This window comes from Burkholderia crassaminum, assembly GCF_964265005.1.
Classification (GTDB): Bacteria; Pseudomonadota; Gammaproteobacteria; order Burkholderiales; family Burkholderiaceae; genus Burkholderia.
The window spans coordinates 1,850,287-1,865,577 of sequence record NZ_OZ183800.1 but is presented as its reverse complement, the minus strand read 5'-3'; the positions used below and the strand labels follow the sequence as shown (position 1 = coordinate 1,865,577).

Genomic DNA, 15,291 nt, shown 5'->3' with positions numbered 1-15,291 from the left:
GGCGGCCGTCGTTGAAACGACGGCGCATGCAACTGCGCGTATGCGCGGAGAAAGCCGGCAATCGGGCGGGGGCAAGGCGTGTGGCGCGGTCCGGTACCCGGGCCGGCAACGCGGATGAATCTTCCGTCCGCGACGATCCGGCGTAAGCGTGTGCTGGCTGGATAACGGCTGCCCGCCCGGGCAACCGTCAGACAAAACCGCGCTGATGCCGATTCGATATCGAGTCGATGCAGATTGGCGCCGGCATCGGCTTTAAAGCGACCTCGACACGCTCCCGACGCAGGGAGCGCATTCAACCGGAACAACGCCGGCCGGGTTCCACGTTGCTCGCCTCACCGGACGTTGCCCGGCGCCGCGGCCTCGTGGCGCGCTTCCGGGCAAGCGGATCAGGCACTGCATCGTGCCGCCGGCTGGCGGGTGGTCACGCCATTTAGTGCGGCAGACGTGCGTGTGCTTCAGCGATGACTTCGCAGGTCTCGAGGTGGAGTGCCCAAGCTTCTGCAATCAGCTCGCCCATACGTGCGAGCCAGCCAGCGGATTCGGTGGAACGGTCGGAGATGTTAGACGTTTGCATGACGAAGCCCCGTATAGGTGGCGAGTTAGGGATAACCCTAATCATAGCGAAACGCCTCCGCTTTGTGAAATGCGATTTCGTTATATGAGAATTACTGACAATTTGTGTTGCTGCTTCGCAACATGAATATCGGGCACCTTTGCGTGGCGCATCGGCGTGGCCCACCGGCGCGGCGAGGCCGCGCAGGCACGGCCTCGCATGGAAGCGGAACCAGGAGCGGGAATTCGGGCAGCGGGGAGGATGGCGGAAGCGGCGGGCGGCGGCTTACCGGCCGATCCACCCGAACCGCCACGACAGCCGCCGCGTCGCGGCGAGCAACGCCTGCGCGAGATCGCTGTCCGGCCCGCGCGGGAAGCCGCGCGACGAACCGATGATCGCGATCACGAGCCGGATGCTGCCGGTGTGATCGAACACGGGCGCGGCGACCGTCCCGATGCCTGGCACCGGCGCGTCGAACGCGAAATCGAGCGCGTCCGCGCGGATCGTCGCGAGCCGCGCGCGGAATGCGTCGTCGGCCGGCGTGGCGATGCGGCCCGCGAGGCGCACGGGTTCGTCGGCGAGCAGGTCGGCCAGCACGTCGTCGGACATGCCGGCCGCGAAGATCCGTCCGATCGCCGTATTGACGAGCGACATCACGGTGCCGACCTGAAGGCTCACGTGCTGCGGCCGCGCCGATTCCTCGAGGCGGATCACGGTCGGGCCGAGCGGGCCGAGCGTCGCGGCCGCCACGCTCATGTCGGTCGCGCCGGCCAGCGCGACGATCTCGGCTTCCGCGTCGCGAGTCGGCGACACGCGTTGCATCGCGATCAGGCCGAGCGCCTGCCCGAGCGGGCCGCCGCCGAAGCAGCCCGCGTCGTCGCGGCTCAGCAGGCCGATCTTCTGCAGGCTGACTAGATGCGGAAAGGCCTTCGCGGCCGGCATGCCGGCCGCCGCCGCGAGATCGCGCAGCGGCAGCGCGCGGCCAGCCGACACCAGCGCGAGCAGCAGCTCGCCGGTGCTGTCGAGCGCGTTGATCCCGCGCTGGGCCTTCGCGTCGTCGGCCAGCGCGGGCGGCACGTGCGGGGCGACCGGGGCCGGGCCGGATGCGGGCGGCGGTGCGTCGTGCGCCGCGTCGAGCGACGCGCTCGCCTGCCGTGCCGCGTCGCGCAGTGCCGCCGCGATCGGGCCGTCCCAGGCGACATCGATCGAGCCCGTCGAACCGATCACCGTCAACGCGAGTTGCAGCTTGCCCGCCGCGTCGAACACCGGCACGCACATCGCGCTGACGCCGGGGCTCGGCAGGTCGACGCCGCGCTCGATCCCGCGTGCGCGGATCGCATCGAGTTCGGCCTGCGGCACGCCGGTATCGGGCACCGGCTGCTCGGCGCCCGCCAGCGTATCGCCCGCGCCGGCCTGGCTGGCCGCCATCGCGTCGAGTTGCGCGGGGTCGCCGAACGCGCGGAACACGCGGCCGGTGGCCGTCGTGTCGAGCGACATTACCGAGCCGACGTGCAGGTTCACGTGCAGCGGATAGCCGCCGTGCTCGATGCGCACGATCGTCGGCCCGAGCGCGCCCGGCACCGACAGCGCAACGCTCAGGCCGACCGCTTCCGCGAGCCGCGCTGCATGCGGCAGCGCCGCGCGATAGGCCGGCTGGCGCTCGATCGACATCAGCCCGAGCCGCAGCGACAGCGGGCCCGGCTCGTAGTTGCCGGTGATCGCGTCGCGCTTCACGAGCGCGAGCCGCGTCAGGCTGACGAGATAGGTGTGCGCCTGCGCGGTCGACAGGTCGGCCGCCGCGGCCAGCTCGGACAGCCCGAGCGGCTTGCGCCGGCGCGCGAGCGCGTCGAGCAGCCGGCCGCCGACCTCGACGCTCTGGATCCCGCGCTGCGCCTTGGGCGGCGCGTCGTCTGCGCTGACTTCGTGGTTCTGCACGCGATGATTCTTCCGTTGACGAAACCCCGCATGGTATCCGACGCCATTTATCGCGCCAGCCCGCAGGTTTACCCGTATTAAACAATAGCAAGCGACTTTGTCATTGACAAATATTTGACGCGGGAAGATGATCCGCTCACTCCCCTCAACACATGGCTCGCAGCCACGGAACGCAACATGGCCAAAGCATTCGCCTCCCAAGCCGATCTGGAAGAGAAGAAAGTCACCTGGACGAAGCTGTCCGAGAACGCGTACGCGTACACCGCCGAAGGCGACCCGAACTCGGGCGTGATCATCGGCGACGACAGTGTGCTGATCGTCGACACGACCGCGACGCCCGCGATGGCGCAGGACCTGATCGCGAAGATCCGCAGCGTGACCGACAAGCCGATCAAGCACGTCGTGCTGTCGCACTACCACGCGGTGCGCGTGCTCGGCGCGTCCGCGTATTTCGACGAAGGCGCGCAGCACGTGATCGCGAGCCGTGGCACGTACGAGATGATCGTCGAGCGCGGCGAGGCCGACATGAAGTCGGAGATCGAGCGTTTCCCGCGCCTGTTCGCCGGTGTCGAGACGGTGCCCGGCCTGACCTGGCCGACGCTCGTGTTCGAGCGCGAGATCACGCTGTTCCTCGGCAAGCTCGAAGTGAAGATCATGCACGTCGGCTCGGGCCACACGAAGGGCGACACGATCGTCTGGTTGCCGTCGCAGAAAGTGCTGTTCTCGGGCGACCTCGTCGAATACGACGCCGCGTGCTACTGCGGCGACGCCCAGCTCGAGCAGTGGCCGGCCACGCTCGAGGCGCTGCGCGCGCTGAACGCCGAGAAGCTCGTGCCGGGCCGTGGCCCCGCGCTGCTGAACCCGGCCGAAGTGAACAAGGGCCTCGACTACACGAAGGATTTCGTCACGACGCTGCTCGCGCAGGGCCGCAAGGCCGTCGAGCAGAAGCTCGACCTGAAGGCGTCGATGGCGCTCACGCGTGAAGCGATGGACCCGAAGTTCGGCAATGTGTTCATCTACGAGCACTGCCTGCCGTTCGACGTGTCGCGCGCGTTCGACGAAGCGAGCGGCATCACGCATCCGCGCATCTGGACGGCACAGCGCGACAAGGAAATGTGGGCCGCGCTGCAGGACTGAGCGGCTTGCGCAGGCGGGGTGTCCGACAGGGCGCTCCGCCTTTTTTCTGAAGCGGCGACCGGCCGCGGCGTTCCGCCGTCTTTCCGTCTGCCGTCATCCGAGCTCACAAGAAAGCAGGGCGCACGTACGCCCTGGGAGACGGCTGCGCGCTCGAATCGCGCAGCCTGTTTGGAGAGAGACATGCCCCAATCGCTTCCTGCCGAAGCGACGCTCGCGCACGCGAGCGCTTCGGCTTCCGTATCCGCCGCCACGGACGACGCGCTGCTGTTCCGCAAGATTGCATGGCGGATCGTGCCGTTCCTGTTCCTCTGCTACGTCGTATCGTTCCTCGACCGCATCAACATCGGCTTCGCGCAGTTGCAGATGAAGCACGACCTCGGCTTCAGCGACGCGATGTACGGCCTCGGCGCCGCGGTGTTCTACGTCGGCTACGTGTTCTGCGAAGTGCCGAGCAACCTGCTGCTCGCGCGTTTCGGCGCGCGCCGCACCTTCACGCGGATCATGTTGCTGTGGGGCATCGCGTCGACCGGGATGATGTTCGTGTCGCAGCCGTCGCATTTCTATGTGCTGCGGTTCCTGCTCGGCGTGTTCGAAGCGGGCTTCTTTCCCGGCATCGTGCTGTACCTGACCTACTGGTTCCCCGCGAACCGGCGCGCGGCCGCGATCTCGGTGTTCTTCGCGGGCGTCGCGGTGGCCGGCGTGCTCGGTGGCCTGATGTCGGGCTGGATCATGCGCGACATGAGCGGCGTGCTGGGTCTGCACGGCTGGCAGTGGATGTTCGCGATCGAAGGCGCGCCGGCGATCCTGCTCGCGTTCGTCGCGTTCACGCGCCTGGTCGACCGGCCGCAGGACGCCGCGTGGCTCACGTCCGATGAAAAGGCGCGGGTCGCCGCGCTGTGCGCCGACGGCCGCAGCCACGGCAACGCGCACGATACGCGCAGCCTCCGGGCCGCGCTCGCGAACCCGCGCGTGTACCTGTTCGCGTTCATCTATTTCTCGCTGACCTGCGCGTCGCTGACGCTCAACTTCTGGATGCCGCTGATGATCCGCGACTTCGGCGTGACCGACGTCGTGGCCGTGAGCCTGTACACGGTCGTGCCGAACGCGGTCGGCGCGGTGGGGCTGATCCTGATCGCGCGCCGTTCGGACCGGACCGGCGAGCGCCGCAAGCACTTCGCGTGCTGCACGATCGGCGGCGGGCTCGCACTCGCGGCGCTGACGCTGCACCTTCACAGCTTCGCGGCGATGCTCGCATGCCTGTCGATCGCGGCGACGCTGATCTTCGCCGCGCTGCCGATCTTCTGGGCCGTGCCGACCCGCTACCTGTCGGGCAACGCGGCCGCGGCCGGGATCGCGCTGATCAGCAGCATCGGGATCACGAGCGGCATCGTCAGCCCGTGGGTGATCGGGATGATCCGCACACGCACCGGCAGCATGGATCTCGCCGTGTATCTGCTGGCCGCGCTGCTGGTGGCGAGCGGCGTCGCGCTGATGCTCGGCGTGAAACGCGAAGCCGCGCCGCGCGACTGAGCGGGCAACGGCCGGTCGCTGCTCGCGGGCGGCGGCGACCGGCGCCACGTGTTCGCCCCGTACCTGAATCCATCGTGGAGACGATCGATGTCAGCCCCTCTTCAAGCCGACGCCGCGCGTGCCGTCGCGTCCGGCGCCGCTTCCACCGACGACGACGCGCTGTACCGACGCATCGGCGCGCGGATCATCCCGTTCCTGTTCATCTGCTACATCGTGTCGATCCTCGATCGCAGCAACATCGGCTTCGCGCAGTTGCAGATGCGGCAGGACCTCGGCCTGACCGATGCGATGTACAGCCTCGGCGCGGTGCTGTTCTTCGTCGGCTACGTGCTGTTCGAGGTGCCGAGCAACGCGCTGCTGCGCCGCTTCGGTGCGCGCCGGACGTTCGCGCGGATCATGTTCCTGTGGGGCGCGGTGTCGGTCGCGATGATCACCGTCGACAGCGCGAAGCATTTCTACGTGCTGCGCTTCCTGCTCGGGCTGTTCGAGGCCGGGTTCTTTCCGGGCGTGGTGTTCTACCTGACGTACTGGTATCCGGCACGGCGACGCGCGTCGGTGCTGTCGATCTTCTACGCGGGCGTCGCGGTGGCGGGGATGGTCGGCGGGCTGCTGTCGGGCTGGCTGATGCGCGGGATGTCGGGCGTGCTCGGGCTGCACGGCTGGCAATGGATGTTCGCGATCGAGGGCGCGCCCGCGATCCTGCTCGGCGTGATCGCGTGGTTCTGGCTGTGCGATCGTCCCGAGCAGGCGCACTGGCTGTCCGACGCCGATCGCCAGCGGCTGGCGGCCGACCTGGCCGCCGACCGCGCCGGTGCCGGTGCCGATACGCCGGCGCCGCATTCGCTGCGGCAGGTGCTGGCCGAGCCGCGCACGTACCTGTTCGCGTTCATCTATTTCTCGCTGACCACCGCGCTTCTGATGCTGCTGTTCTGGATGCCGCTGATGATCCGCGAATTCGGCATCCACGACGTCGTGCAGATCAGCCTGTTGTCGGTCGTGCCGAATGCGATCGGCGCGGCCGGCCTGATCGCGATCGCGCGGCGCTCCGATCGCAAGCGCGAACGGCGCTGGCACTTCGCGGCATGCGCGTTCGGCGGCGCGGTGGCGCTCGTGCTGCTGACGCTGCATCTGCCGAGCATCGTCGCGATGATGGCGCTGCTGTCGGTCGCGGCGATGCTGATCTTCGCCGCGCATCCGGTGTTCTGGGCCGTGCCGTCCGCGTATTTCTCGGGTGCCGGCGCGGCGGGCGGGATCGCGCTGATCAGCAGCATCGGCGTGTCGAGCGGCATGATCACCCCCTGGCTCGTCGGGCTGATCCGCACGCGAACCGGCAGCATGGATCCGGCGATGCTGATGATCGCGGCGCTGTTGGCCGCGTGTGCGGTCGCGATGCTGCTGGGCGTGCGGGCGGTGCCGCGTGCGGAGGCGGCGTGACGCCCGCGGCTACGGTGCGATTCAGTGGAAATACAGAAACAGCCCGGGCAGGACCAGCAGGCCGTGCAGCACCAGCGCCCCGTAGATCATGCCGCCGCGCGCCTGCAGGTCGATCGACAGGCAGGCGACCGCCGCGATGACCCCGATGACCGAGATGCCTGCCGCCCAGAAGAGCGCGGTAATGAGCACGCGAACGCCGGTGTACGGATCTTCCATCGAATTGGCGAACCCGTAGCCGATCAGAAGCGCCAGCAGCTCGACGAGCGCGACGACGAGAAGACCTGACGCGATTCGCTTGGTGCGTTTGGCATTGTCCATGGCAAGTCGTGGTGAGTAGGGGCAGGGGCGCTAGCCTACACGATCGGTCCCGAATATGTCGCGCAACGGGGGAAGTTGGAAGTGGGAAGTGGGAAGCCGGACGGCGGGTGGCGGACGCGGCACTCCCGATGCCCTAGCCCTACGCCCGATGCCTGATGCCCGTCGCCCGGCGCGAAATCGCGCCCGCTACGCCCGATACACCTCGATCCGGTTGCGGCCGCGCTCCTTCGCGAGATAGAGCGCCTTGTCGGCGCGCGACAGCGGCTGGTACGCGCCGAAGTCCGACGCCCGCATCGCGTCGATGCCGATGCTGACGGTCAGCGTGACCTGCTGGTCCTCGTGCATGAGCCGCGCCTCTATCGCGCGTCGCTGCACGCGCTGCGCGAACGCCAGCGCGGTGTCGAGATCCGCCCTCGGCAGCACGATCGCGAATTCCTCGCCGCCGACCCGGCCGACGATGCCGTCGGGCCCGGTTTCCGCGAGCAGCAGCCGCGCGAAATGCCGGAGCGCGCGATCGCCGACCGGGTGGCCCCAGCGGTCGTTCAGCGCCTTGAAGTGATCGAGATCGAGCATCAGCACCGCGGCGGCCAGGCCGGTCGTGCGCACGTTGCGCAGCGCGGCTTCGCTTTGCCGCATGAACGCGTGGCGGTTCGACAGTTGCGTCAGGTGGTCGGTCGTGGCCATCCGGTGCAGTTCGGCCTCGATGTGCTTGCGGTCGGTCGCGTCGGTGATGAAGCCGTGCCACACGGTGCCGCCGTCGGCCATGCGCTGCGGGCGCGCATCGCCTTCGCGCCAGCGCAGGCCCTGGCCGGGCAGCAGCACGCGATACTCGAGCCGCCACGGCGTCAGTCGCACCGACGAGTCGTGCAGCGACTGCCGATAGGCGAGCAGGTCGGCCGGGTGGATCCGCGCCTCGACCGCCCCCGCGCTGCGGGCGATCTGCTCGGGCGTCAGTTCATAGATGTCGCTGACACCCGCGCTCGCGTATGAAAAGAAGCGGCGGCCATCGGCCGTCTGCCGCAGCTGGAACACGAGCCCGGGAACCTGGTCGGTGAGATCCGTGACGAGCGCGGCCGAGTCGCGCAACCGCGCGGCGAGCTCGCGCAGCGCGGTGATGTCCGTGGTCGTCCCGACCATCCGGAGCGCACGGCCGTAGACGTCGCGGGTAATCACCTTGCCGCGGCTGCAGATCCATTTGTATGTGCCGTCCTTGCAGCGGATACGGTGCTCGACTGCGTAGCAATCGGTGCGGCGCTCGAAGTGCGCGAGCATCGCGGCCTTCACGTCGTCGACGTCGTCCGGATGCAGCCGTTCGTACGCATCCTCGATCCGGGTGCTGAGCTCGTGCGGCGCGTAGCCGAGCATCGCCTTCCAGGCCGGCGAGTAGTGGATCTCGCCGGTTTCCACATTGCGATCCCACACGCCGGTGCCGCTTTCGGTGAGCGCGAGCGTGGTCAGCGTGCTGTGTTCCTCGACGATGCCGAGCCGATCGCGCAACGCGGTTGCTTCGATCGCGCGGGCAAGCGCGCTTGCCGCCAGCGTGGCGAGGTCGCGCAGCAGCACGCGTTGGGCGGTGTCGAGCGCGAGGCGCGCGTCGCCGACGACGCACAGCATGCCGAGTGTCGCGCCATCGGGCGCGGCCAGTTCGCAGGCCGCGACGATGCGCAGCGCGTGAGGCGGGCCGTCGTCGCGTTGCCCGGTCGGGTTCGCGTCGGGCAGGGCGAACCGGGCCTCGGCAGCCGGGTCCGGCTCGGCCTGGGGCGGCAAGCAAGCGGCGGAAAGGGGCTCGGGCAGCGCGCCGTCGCTGGCGAGCACGCGTGGCACATCGGCTTCGGCGTGCGCAATGAACGCGCCGGCGGCACCGAAATGCGCCCGCGCGACACGGCAGACGGTGGCCAGTTCCGGCAGGGGCGGGAGCGCGGGCTGAAGGTTGGCCGAACCGCGCGCGGAGGCCGGCGCGTCGCCGGTCTCAGTGATGAACATACGGACCCGCATGGTCGAATTCCGCAACGGACGATTGCCCTCGTGATCGGACGAATGCCGGTCGAACGAGGTCGCTTGGGGACTGCAATCGCAGAGCTTACTGTTGCGCCGAATGCATGGCAAGTGAGCCGGAATCATCAGTCGGTATGCGCTATTTGCGCTTGTCGGGAAAGAATTCGGTGCGTGTTTCCGCAGACGAATCCATCGATCGGCACGTGCCCGGAAACGTGCCGCGGAATCCCGGATGACTGTCGGCGATTCGCCGCGTATCACCGTGTTCCGCAGCGCGTCCCGGGGTTCGAAGCGCTTGCTGCCTTCGACCCGCGGGATCTCGATGGGTCAGCGTGCCGTCGCGTAGCGCGGCGCGGGCGTATCGGCCGACAGGTGCGGGGCCATCGTGCGGCGCGCGGCCTCGTAGGCGGCCCATTCGTCACCCGCATGCAGCGACGGGATCGTCACGAGCTCGCCGCGCTCGAAGCCGACCAGCGCCGCGTCGACCATGTCTGGCGCCGGCATCACGATTTCCTTCGGCAGATGCTCGAGCGGCAGGCCGCCCGTCTGCCAGAAATCGGTGGCGGTCGCGCCGGGCAGCACGGCCTGCACCTGCACGCCCTTGCCGGCGAGTTCGTGATGCAGCGACTGGCTGAACGCGAGCACGAACGCCTTCGTGCCGCCGTACACGCCGTTCAGCGTTTCCGGCGAGATCGCGACGATCGACGAGATATTGATCACCGCACCGCGGCCGCGGGCGACGAAGCCGGGCACGGCCGCATAGGTGAGGCGCGTGAGCGCTGTCACGTTCAGGTCGATCATCCGTGTCATTGCGTCGACGTCGCTGTCGAGCAGCGGCGCGTGCGTGCCGATGCCGGCATTGTTCACGAGCAGCGTGATGCTCGCATCCTGCTTCAGCTTCGCCTCGACGGCGGCGAGTGCCGCGCGGTCGTTGAGGTCGGCGTCGACGATCTCGACGCTGCGCTGCGTGTCGTTCGTGATGCGCTCGGCGAGGGCGGCCAGCCGGTCGCGGTTGCGCGCGACCAGGATCAGGTCGTAACCGCGGCGCGCGAGGCGGTCCGCGTAGACGGCGCCGATGCCCGACGAGGCGCCGGTAATGAGGGCGGTACCGAGGTGTGCTTGCGTCATGATGTGCTCCGTTTCGATGGGATTGGCCGGATGGCGTGAAGCCATTCTGGCCTCGAATCGCTGCGACACAAATGACGTAGATGGGTATGATTCAGGACATCGGGTCAACCCACTCGCCCGGGATGGGAGAACGCACATGCACCGCATCGGCTTTCTGATCAGCGACGGCTTCCAGATCATGGCGCTCGCCGCGCAGTCGGTGTTCGAGTACGCGAACATGGGGATGAGCGAGCCGTTCTACGTGATGGGCAACTATTCGGTCGACGGTGGCGACGTGCGTTCGTCGCTCGGGCTGCCGGTTGCCACGCACGCGCTGCGCGGGCGAATCGCCGTCGATACGTGGATCGTCGCGGGCGTCAACGATCCGGTCGCTTCGCCGGCGCCGGCCGGCGTCGTCACCTACCTGCGGCGAGCGAATGCGCGTGCGCGGCGGATCGCAGGCATTTGCACGGGCGCGTTCGTGCTGGCCGAGGCCGGGCTGCTCGCGCAGCGCCGCGCAACCACGCACTGGGCGTTCGGCCGCGACATGCAGCGGCAGTACCCGGAGATTCGCGTCGAGGAAGACCGGATCTACATCGTCGACGGTCCGATCTGGACGTCGGCCGGGATGACGGCCGGGCTGGACCTTGCGCTCGCGATGGTGGAAAAGGATCTGGGCGCCGATGCCGCGCGCTCGGTCGCGCACAAGCTCGTGATGCACCAGCGGCGGGCCGGCGGCCAGTCGCAGCATTCGGAAATGCTGGATCTCGCGCCGAAATCCGACCGCATCCAGAACGCGCTGAACTACGCGCGGCAGAATCTCGGCCGCGCGCTGACCGTCGAGGATCTCGCCGAAGCCGTGCACCTGAGCCCGCGCCAGTTCAGCCGCGTGTTCACGCTCGAAACGGGGCAGTCGCCCGCGAAGGCGATCGAGCGGCTGCGGCTGGAGTCTGCGCGACTGATGATCGAGCAGAGCCGCCATTCGCTCGACGTGATTGCGAAGGAAAACGGCTTTCGCGACCGGCGGCACATGCGCGAGGCGTTCGTGCGCGGGTTCGGCGTGCCGCCGCAGGCGGTGCGACGCGACGCACGGTCGGGCGAGCGGTCGGGCGAGCGGGAAGCGGTCTGACGCGGGTGCGCGAGCCGTTCGGCGCGGGCCGGGAAAATCGCGCAGAATCTCGTCGACATGCTTTGCGAGGAGACACGATGCACGCCGCCCCGTTCGACATTGCGATTCCCGATCACGCGCTCGATGACCTGCGCCGGCGCCTGCGCGACATGCGCGCACCGACGCTGACACCCGCAGGGCCGTGGCAGCAGGGCGTCGATGGCGCGTGGCTGCGCGAGTTGACCGCGTACTGGGCCGAACGCTTCGACTGGCGTGCGGTGGAGCGGGCGCTGAACCGGCTGCCGCAATTCGTCGTAGACGTCGGCGGGCAGCGCGTGCATTTCATCCATCGACGCGGCGTCGGGCCGAGGCCTTATCCGCTCGTCATCACACACGGCTGGCCGGGCACCGTATTCGAATTCGACGCGCTGCTCGATCGCCTCTGCGACCCGGCGGCGTTCGGCGGCGATCCGGACGACGCGTTCGACGTCGTCGTGCCGTCACTGCCCGGCTTCCTGTTCTCGCCGGCGCCCGCGGCAGCCGGCATGTCGGCATTTCAGGTCGCCGACTGCTGGGCGGCGCTGATGTCCGGTCTCGGATATCGACGCTTCGGCGCGCAAGGCGGCGATCTCGGCGCAGGCGTGTCGATTGCGCTCGGCGCGCGGCATGCCGATGTGGTGGACGGCATCCATCTGAACTACTTGCCCGGCAGCTACGAGCCTCCGACCGACGCGGCTTCACCGCTGACCGGGGACGAACAGGCCTTCGTGACGCAGCGCGGCGAGTGGGCCGCACTGGAAGGCGGATACGCGCACGTGCATATGACGAAGCCGCAGACGCTGGCCGTTGCGCTCAACGATTCGCCGGCCGGGCTCGCCGCGTGGATCGCCGAGAAATTCCGCGCGTGGAGCGATTGCGACGGCGACCTGGCGCGGCGGTTTTCGTACGACACGCTGCTGACCGGAATCTCGCTGTACTGGTTCACCGGCTGCATCGGCTCGTCCATGCAGATGTATTGGGAAAACCGGCTGCAACCCATGCGTTTCGCGGCCGGGCAGCGCGTGGCGGTGCCCGTCGCGTTTGCGCGTTTTCCGAAGGAAATCAGCAGCCCGCCGCGTAGCTGGCTCGAACGGGTGTTCGATGTCGTGCAGTGGACCGACATGCCGAGCGGCGGCCATTTTGCGGCGATGGAAGAGCCGGATCTGCTGGCCGGCGATATCCGGCGATTTTTCCGGCGTTTTCGGTAACGCGCGGGCAGGCCGGGGACGCTGCCGAAGTGCGTCGGCTGGGATCCGCGCATGAGCGCGAGCCGGGCACCATGCGGATCGCGACGCGACGATGCCGCCTGTCTTACCGCGTAACGAACGCCACGGCGTCATCCGGCGCCGTGCGCGCATGCTTGCGCTGGCGCAGCAGCGCGACGCGGCAGTTCTCGCGTGCGGTCTCGCGGCCTTCGTCGTCGAGCAGCACGAGGTCGCCGCGCATCACGTTGAGCGTGATCACGTCCTCGCCCGGCGCGCCGAGCGTTTCCGGCGTATGCACCGAGCCGGCCGGTTCGAGCACCGTCGAGCCGGCTTGCGCGATCCAGTCGTATTCGACGTAGCGCCACGCACCCTGCAGCGTATGGACGAATACCTCGCCGTCGTGGCGATGGCGCGGCAGCGTACCGCCGGCCGGCATCTTCAGCAGCGCAGTCAGCGTGTCCTCGGCCGCATTGATGTGCAGGTACTTGATCGCGAGCCCCGGCAGGTCGGCGCTCATCGGCAGCCACGGCAGCGATTCGCCGGGCAGGCACGAAATCGGCGGCAGGTCGGTGGAGAGCGGAGCGGGCGGCTGCGTCATGGCGGGAGGCGGAGCGGAAATGGGGAGCCCGCATTATCGCAGAGCCGGCTCGCGCGGCCGAACGGGACGTTTCTCAGCGGCTCGAGCACAGGCGAAGCGGCGATCCTTACAGCCTGAAATGTGCAGTTAAACTGTACAGTTTGACTGTACATCTGCTATCTTGAATTCATGAACCCGCCATTACCTCCCTCCGACGCGCTCCCACTGGCCGGTCTCGCCGGCGAACTCCGCATCTCGGTCGGCAAGCTGATGCGGCGGATGCGGGAGCAGATCCACCCGCACGACCTCACGTCATCGCAGAAGTCGGTGCTGTTGCGGCTCGACCGCGACGGCCCTGCGACCGTGTCGGCCCTCGCGCGCGCCGAAAGCGTGCGGCCGCAGTCGATGCGCGTGACGGTCGCGACGCTCGAGACGCTCGGCGCCGTCAGCGGCGAGCCCGATCCCACCGACGGCCGGCAGACGCTGATCGCGCTCACGCCCGGTTTCCGGAAGGTGCTGCAGGCCAACCGCGCGGCCAAGGATGACTGGCTGTTCCGCGCGCTGCACGCGCAACTGTCGGCGGCAGAGCAGGCCGAGCTCGCGTCGGCCGTGAAGCTGCTGCAGCGGCTCGCCGAATTCCAGGAAACGGCGCGTCCTTGAACCGTATCGACCCGCTTGCCGAAAGGACCACCTGAACATGAACTTCCCGCATCTCGTGTCGTATTTCTTCGGCGGCGCGTTTCTCGCGAACGTCGTGCCGCATCTCGTCAGCGGGTTGCGCGGCGAGCCGTTCCAGACCCCGTTCGCGAATCCGCCCGGGCGCGGATTGTCGTCGTCCACCGTGAATATCGTGTGGGGCGTCGTGAACCTCGTGATTGCTTATGTGCTGGTGTGCCGGGTCGGGGATTTCGACCTCCGGGTCACGGCTGATGCCGCGGCGCTCGGCCTCGGCATCCTCGCGCTCGGCCTGTTCCTCGCGCGGCGCTTCGGCGAGCTGCACGGCGGCAACGAGCCCGACCGGGAGCGGCCATGAGCGTGCCGGCGGCGGGCGTGTTCCGTTCGCTTCGCAGTTTCAACTATCGCGTGTGGGCGATCGGATCGCTGGTGTCGAACATCGGCACCTGGGTCCAGCGCACCGCGCAGGACTGGCTCGTTCTCACGCAGCTCACGCATCACGACGCATCGGCCGTCGGCACGGTGATGGCGTTGCAGTTCGGTCCACAGCTCCTGCTGTTGCCGTGGACCGGCTACGCGGCCGATCGCTTCGACCAGCGCAAGCTGCTGATGGTGACGCAGGCGCTGATGGGCGTGCTGGCGCTGGTGCTCGGCGCGCTGACGGTCACGGGCGTCGCGCGGCTCGAACATGTCTACGTGTTCGCGTTCCTGTTCGGCTGCGCGGCGGCGTTCGACGCGCCCGTGCGGCAGACCTTCGTCGCGGAACTGGTCGGCGATCGCGAACTCGCGAACGCGGTCGCGCTCAATTCGACGTCGTTCAACGCCGCGCGGATGATTGGCCCGGCGGCGGCCGGTTTCATGATCGCGTCGGTCGGCACGGGCTGGGCGTTTGTCGCCAACGGGCTCAGTTTCTTCGCGGTGCTCGTCTCGCTGCGGCTGCTCCGCGAAGACGAACTGCGTCCGAACCTGCGGGCGGGCCGCTCGCGCGGCGGCTTGCTCGACGGGTTCCGCTATGTGTGGCGGCGCGACGACCTGAAGGCGATCCTCGTGATGCTGTTCCTGATCGGCACGTTCGGGCTCAATTTCCAGCTGTTCATCTCGACGATGGCGGCCAGCGTGTTCCACGTCGATGCGCGCGGCTTCGGCGTGCTGTCGTCGATGATGGCGGTCGGCACGGTGTCCGGCGCGCTGCTTGCGGCACGCCGCGAGCAGCCGCGTTTCCGGCACCTGTGGTTCGGCGCGGCGCTGTTCGGGCTCGGCTGTACGCTCGCCGCGCTGGCGCCGGGCTATTGGCTGTTCGCCGCCGCGCTCGTGCTGACCGGGATTGCCGCGATCACCTTCATGAACTCGACCAACAGCCTGATGCAGCTGTCCACCGAGCCGGCGATGCGCGGCCGCGTGATGGCGCTGCGCCTCGCGGTCGCGCTCGGCGGCACGCCGATCGGCGCGCCGGTCGCGGGCTGGGTTGCAAACCATCTCGGCCCGCGCTGGGCGCTCGGCGTCGGCGCGATGTCCGGTTTTGCCGCAGCGCTCGTCGCGACGCATTTCGTGAAGCGCAGCCGCGCGCAAGCGCAAGCGCAAGCCGACGGCGCGCTCGACCGATACGACGGCGTGTGACCTGGGGCCGGGCGGGGCGCTGGTGTAGCCGCTGTGCTTGTCCGTCCCGCAACCGCCGCAC

The 15,291-nt window shown here is 68.6% G+C and carries 13 protein-coding genes; 8 read left to right on the top strand and 5 right to left on the bottom strand.

From position 1 onward, the window contains the following. Positions 1-838 precede the first annotated feature (838 nt). A complete protein-coding gene (locus tag ACPTTF_RS25380; protein WP_423368701.1) occupies positions 839-2,488 on the bottom strand; it encodes an IclR family transcriptional regulator in 1,650 nt (549 codons plus the stop codon). Positions 2,489-2,665: 177 nt separating this feature from the next. Between ACPTTF_RS25380 and ACPTTF_RS25375 the strand changes: the two genes are divergently transcribed. From ACPTTF_RS25375 to ACPTTF_RS25365, 3 genes are all read left to right on the top strand, one after another. Further along, entirely contained in the window at positions 2,666-3,625 is a 960-nt protein-coding gene (locus ACPTTF_RS25375; RefSeq protein WP_423368700.1) for an MBL fold metallo-hydrolase, read from the top strand. Between the two features lie 180 nt (positions 3,626-3,805). Then, positions 3,806-5,155 carry an MFS transporter gene (locus ACPTTF_RS25370; protein WP_423368699.1) on the top strand — a complete coding sequence of 450 codons (1,350 nt, stop codon included), beginning with the start codon at positions 3,806-3,808 and terminating at the stop codon, positions 5,153-5,155. A gap of 87 nt (positions 5,156-5,242) precedes the next feature. Beyond that, a complete protein-coding gene (locus ACPTTF_RS25365) occupies positions 5,243-6,589 on the top strand; it encodes an MFS transporter (RefSeq protein ID WP_423368698.1) in 1,347 nt (448 codons plus the stop codon). 21 nt (positions 6,590-6,610) lie between these two features. Here ACPTTF_RS25365 and ACPTTF_RS25360 read toward each other — a convergent pair whose 3' ends face one another. The 3 genes from ACPTTF_RS25360 to ACPTTF_RS25350 form a co-directional block, all read right to left on the bottom strand. Then, on the bottom strand, positions 6,611-6,907 hold the full coding sequence (locus ACPTTF_RS25360) for a hypothetical protein (protein ID WP_423368697.1): 297 nt from the start codon (positions 6,905-6,907) through the stop codon (positions 6,611-6,613). A 186-nt stretch (positions 6,908-7,093) separates the two neighbouring features. Next, a complete protein-coding gene (locus ACPTTF_RS25355; RefSeq protein WP_423368696.1) occupies positions 7,094-8,890 on the bottom strand; it encodes a sensor domain-containing diguanylate cyclase in 1,797 nt (598 codons plus the stop codon). A 339-nt stretch (positions 8,891-9,229) separates the two neighbouring features. After that, positions 9,230-10,030, bottom strand: coding sequence for an SDR family NAD(P)-dependent oxidoreductase (locus tag ACPTTF_RS25350; RefSeq protein WP_423368695.1), 801 nt, complete (start codon positions 10,028-10,030; stop codon positions 9,230-9,232). Positions 10,031-10,166: 136 nt separating this feature from the next. On the opposite strand from ACPTTF_RS25350, the gene ACPTTF_RS25345 reads away from it, so the two are divergent. Together ACPTTF_RS25345 and ACPTTF_RS25340 are read left to right on the top strand one after the other, a co-directional pair. Then, the gene (locus ACPTTF_RS25345) at positions 10,167-11,138 is read left to right on the top strand and encodes a GlxA family transcriptional regulator (RefSeq protein ID WP_423368694.1); all 972 of its coding nucleotides are present in this window, start codon (positions 10,167-10,169) and stop codon (positions 11,136-11,138) included. Positions 11,139-11,215: 77 nt separating this feature from the next. Beyond that, positions 11,216-12,364 (top strand): epoxide hydrolase family protein, encoded by a 1,149-nt coding sequence (locus ACPTTF_RS25340; RefSeq protein ID WP_423368693.1) that lies wholly within the window; start codon positions 11,216-11,218, stop codon positions 12,362-12,364. A gap of 103 nt (positions 12,365-12,467) precedes the next feature. Here the strand turns inward: ACPTTF_RS25340 and ACPTTF_RS25335 are convergent, their stop codons facing one another. Then, on the bottom strand, positions 12,468-12,959 hold the full coding sequence (locus ACPTTF_RS25335) for a 2,4'-dihydroxyacetophenone dioxygenase family protein (protein WP_166952862.1): 492 nt from the start codon (positions 12,957-12,959) through the stop codon (positions 12,468-12,470). Positions 12,960-13,127: 168 nt separating this feature from the next. Here ACPTTF_RS25335 and ACPTTF_RS25330 point away from each other — a divergent pair, with 168 nt between their 5' ends. Genes ACPTTF_RS25330 through ACPTTF_RS25320 form a run of 3 tightly spaced genes read left to right on the top strand, consistent with a single transcriptional unit; the run spans position 13,128 to position 15,230 of the window. Beyond that, a complete protein-coding gene (locus ACPTTF_RS25330) occupies positions 13,128-13,598 on the top strand; it encodes a MarR family winged helix-turn-helix transcriptional regulator (RefSeq protein ID WP_423368692.1) in 471 nt (156 codons plus the stop codon). 37 nt (positions 13,599-13,635) lie between these two features. After that, the gene (locus tag ACPTTF_RS25325; protein WP_423368691.1) at positions 13,636-13,971 is read left to right on the top strand and encodes a hypothetical protein; all 336 of its coding nucleotides are present in this window, start codon (positions 13,636-13,638) and stop codon (positions 13,969-13,971) included. Further along, on the top strand, positions 13,968-15,230 hold the full coding sequence (locus tag ACPTTF_RS25320) for an MFS transporter (protein WP_423368690.1): 1,263 nt from the start codon (positions 13,968-13,970) through the stop codon (positions 15,228-15,230). Before ACPTTF_RS25325 ends, ACPTTF_RS25320 begins: the two co-directional genes overlap by 4 nt. Positions 15,231-15,291 lie beyond the last annotated feature (61 nt).

Coding starts and splice junctions, on each gene's coding strand:
- ACPTTF_RS25355 (WP_423368696.1), bottom strand. CDS start 8,890: ATGTTCATCACTGAGACCGGCGACGCGCCGGCCTCCGCGCGCGGTTCG.
- ACPTTF_RS25365 (WP_423368698.1), top strand. CDS start 5,243: ATGTCAGCCCCTCTTCAAGCCGACGCCGCGCGTGCCGTCGCGTCCGGC.
- ACPTTF_RS25345 (WP_423368694.1), top strand. CDS start 10,167: ATGCACCGCATCGGCTTTCTGATCAGCGACGGCTTCCAGATCATGGCG.
- ACPTTF_RS25340 (WP_423368693.1), top strand. CDS start 11,216: ATGCACGCCGCCCCGTTCGACATTGCGATTCCCGATCACGCGCTCGAT.
- ACPTTF_RS25325 (WP_423368691.1), top strand. CDS start 13,636: ATGAACTTCCCGCATCTCGTGTCGTATTTCTTCGGCGGCGCGTTTCTC.
- ACPTTF_RS25330 (WP_423368692.1), top strand. CDS start 13,128: ATGAACCCGCCATTACCTCCCTCCGACGCGCTCCCACTGGCCGGTCTC.
- ACPTTF_RS25370 (WP_423368699.1), top strand. CDS start 3,806: ATGCCCCAATCGCTTCCTGCCGAAGCGACGCTCGCGCACGCGAGCGCT.
- ACPTTF_RS25335 (WP_166952862.1), bottom strand. CDS start 12,959: ATGACGCAGCCGCCCGCTCCGCTCTCCACCGACCTGCCGCCGATTTCG.
- ACPTTF_RS25360 (WP_423368697.1), bottom strand. CDS start 6,907: ATGGACAATGCCAAACGCACCAAGCGAATCGCGTCAGGTCTTCTCGTC.
- ACPTTF_RS25375 (WP_423368700.1), top strand. CDS start 2,666: ATGGCCAAAGCATTCGCCTCCCAAGCCGATCTGGAAGAGAAGAAAGTC.
- ACPTTF_RS25320 (WP_423368690.1), top strand. CDS start 13,968: ATGAGCGTGCCGGCGGCGGGCGTGTTCCGTTCGCTTCGCAGTTTCAAC.
- ACPTTF_RS25350 (WP_423368695.1), bottom strand. CDS start 10,030: ATGACGCAAGCACACCTCGGTACCGCCCTCATTACCGGCGCCTCGTCG.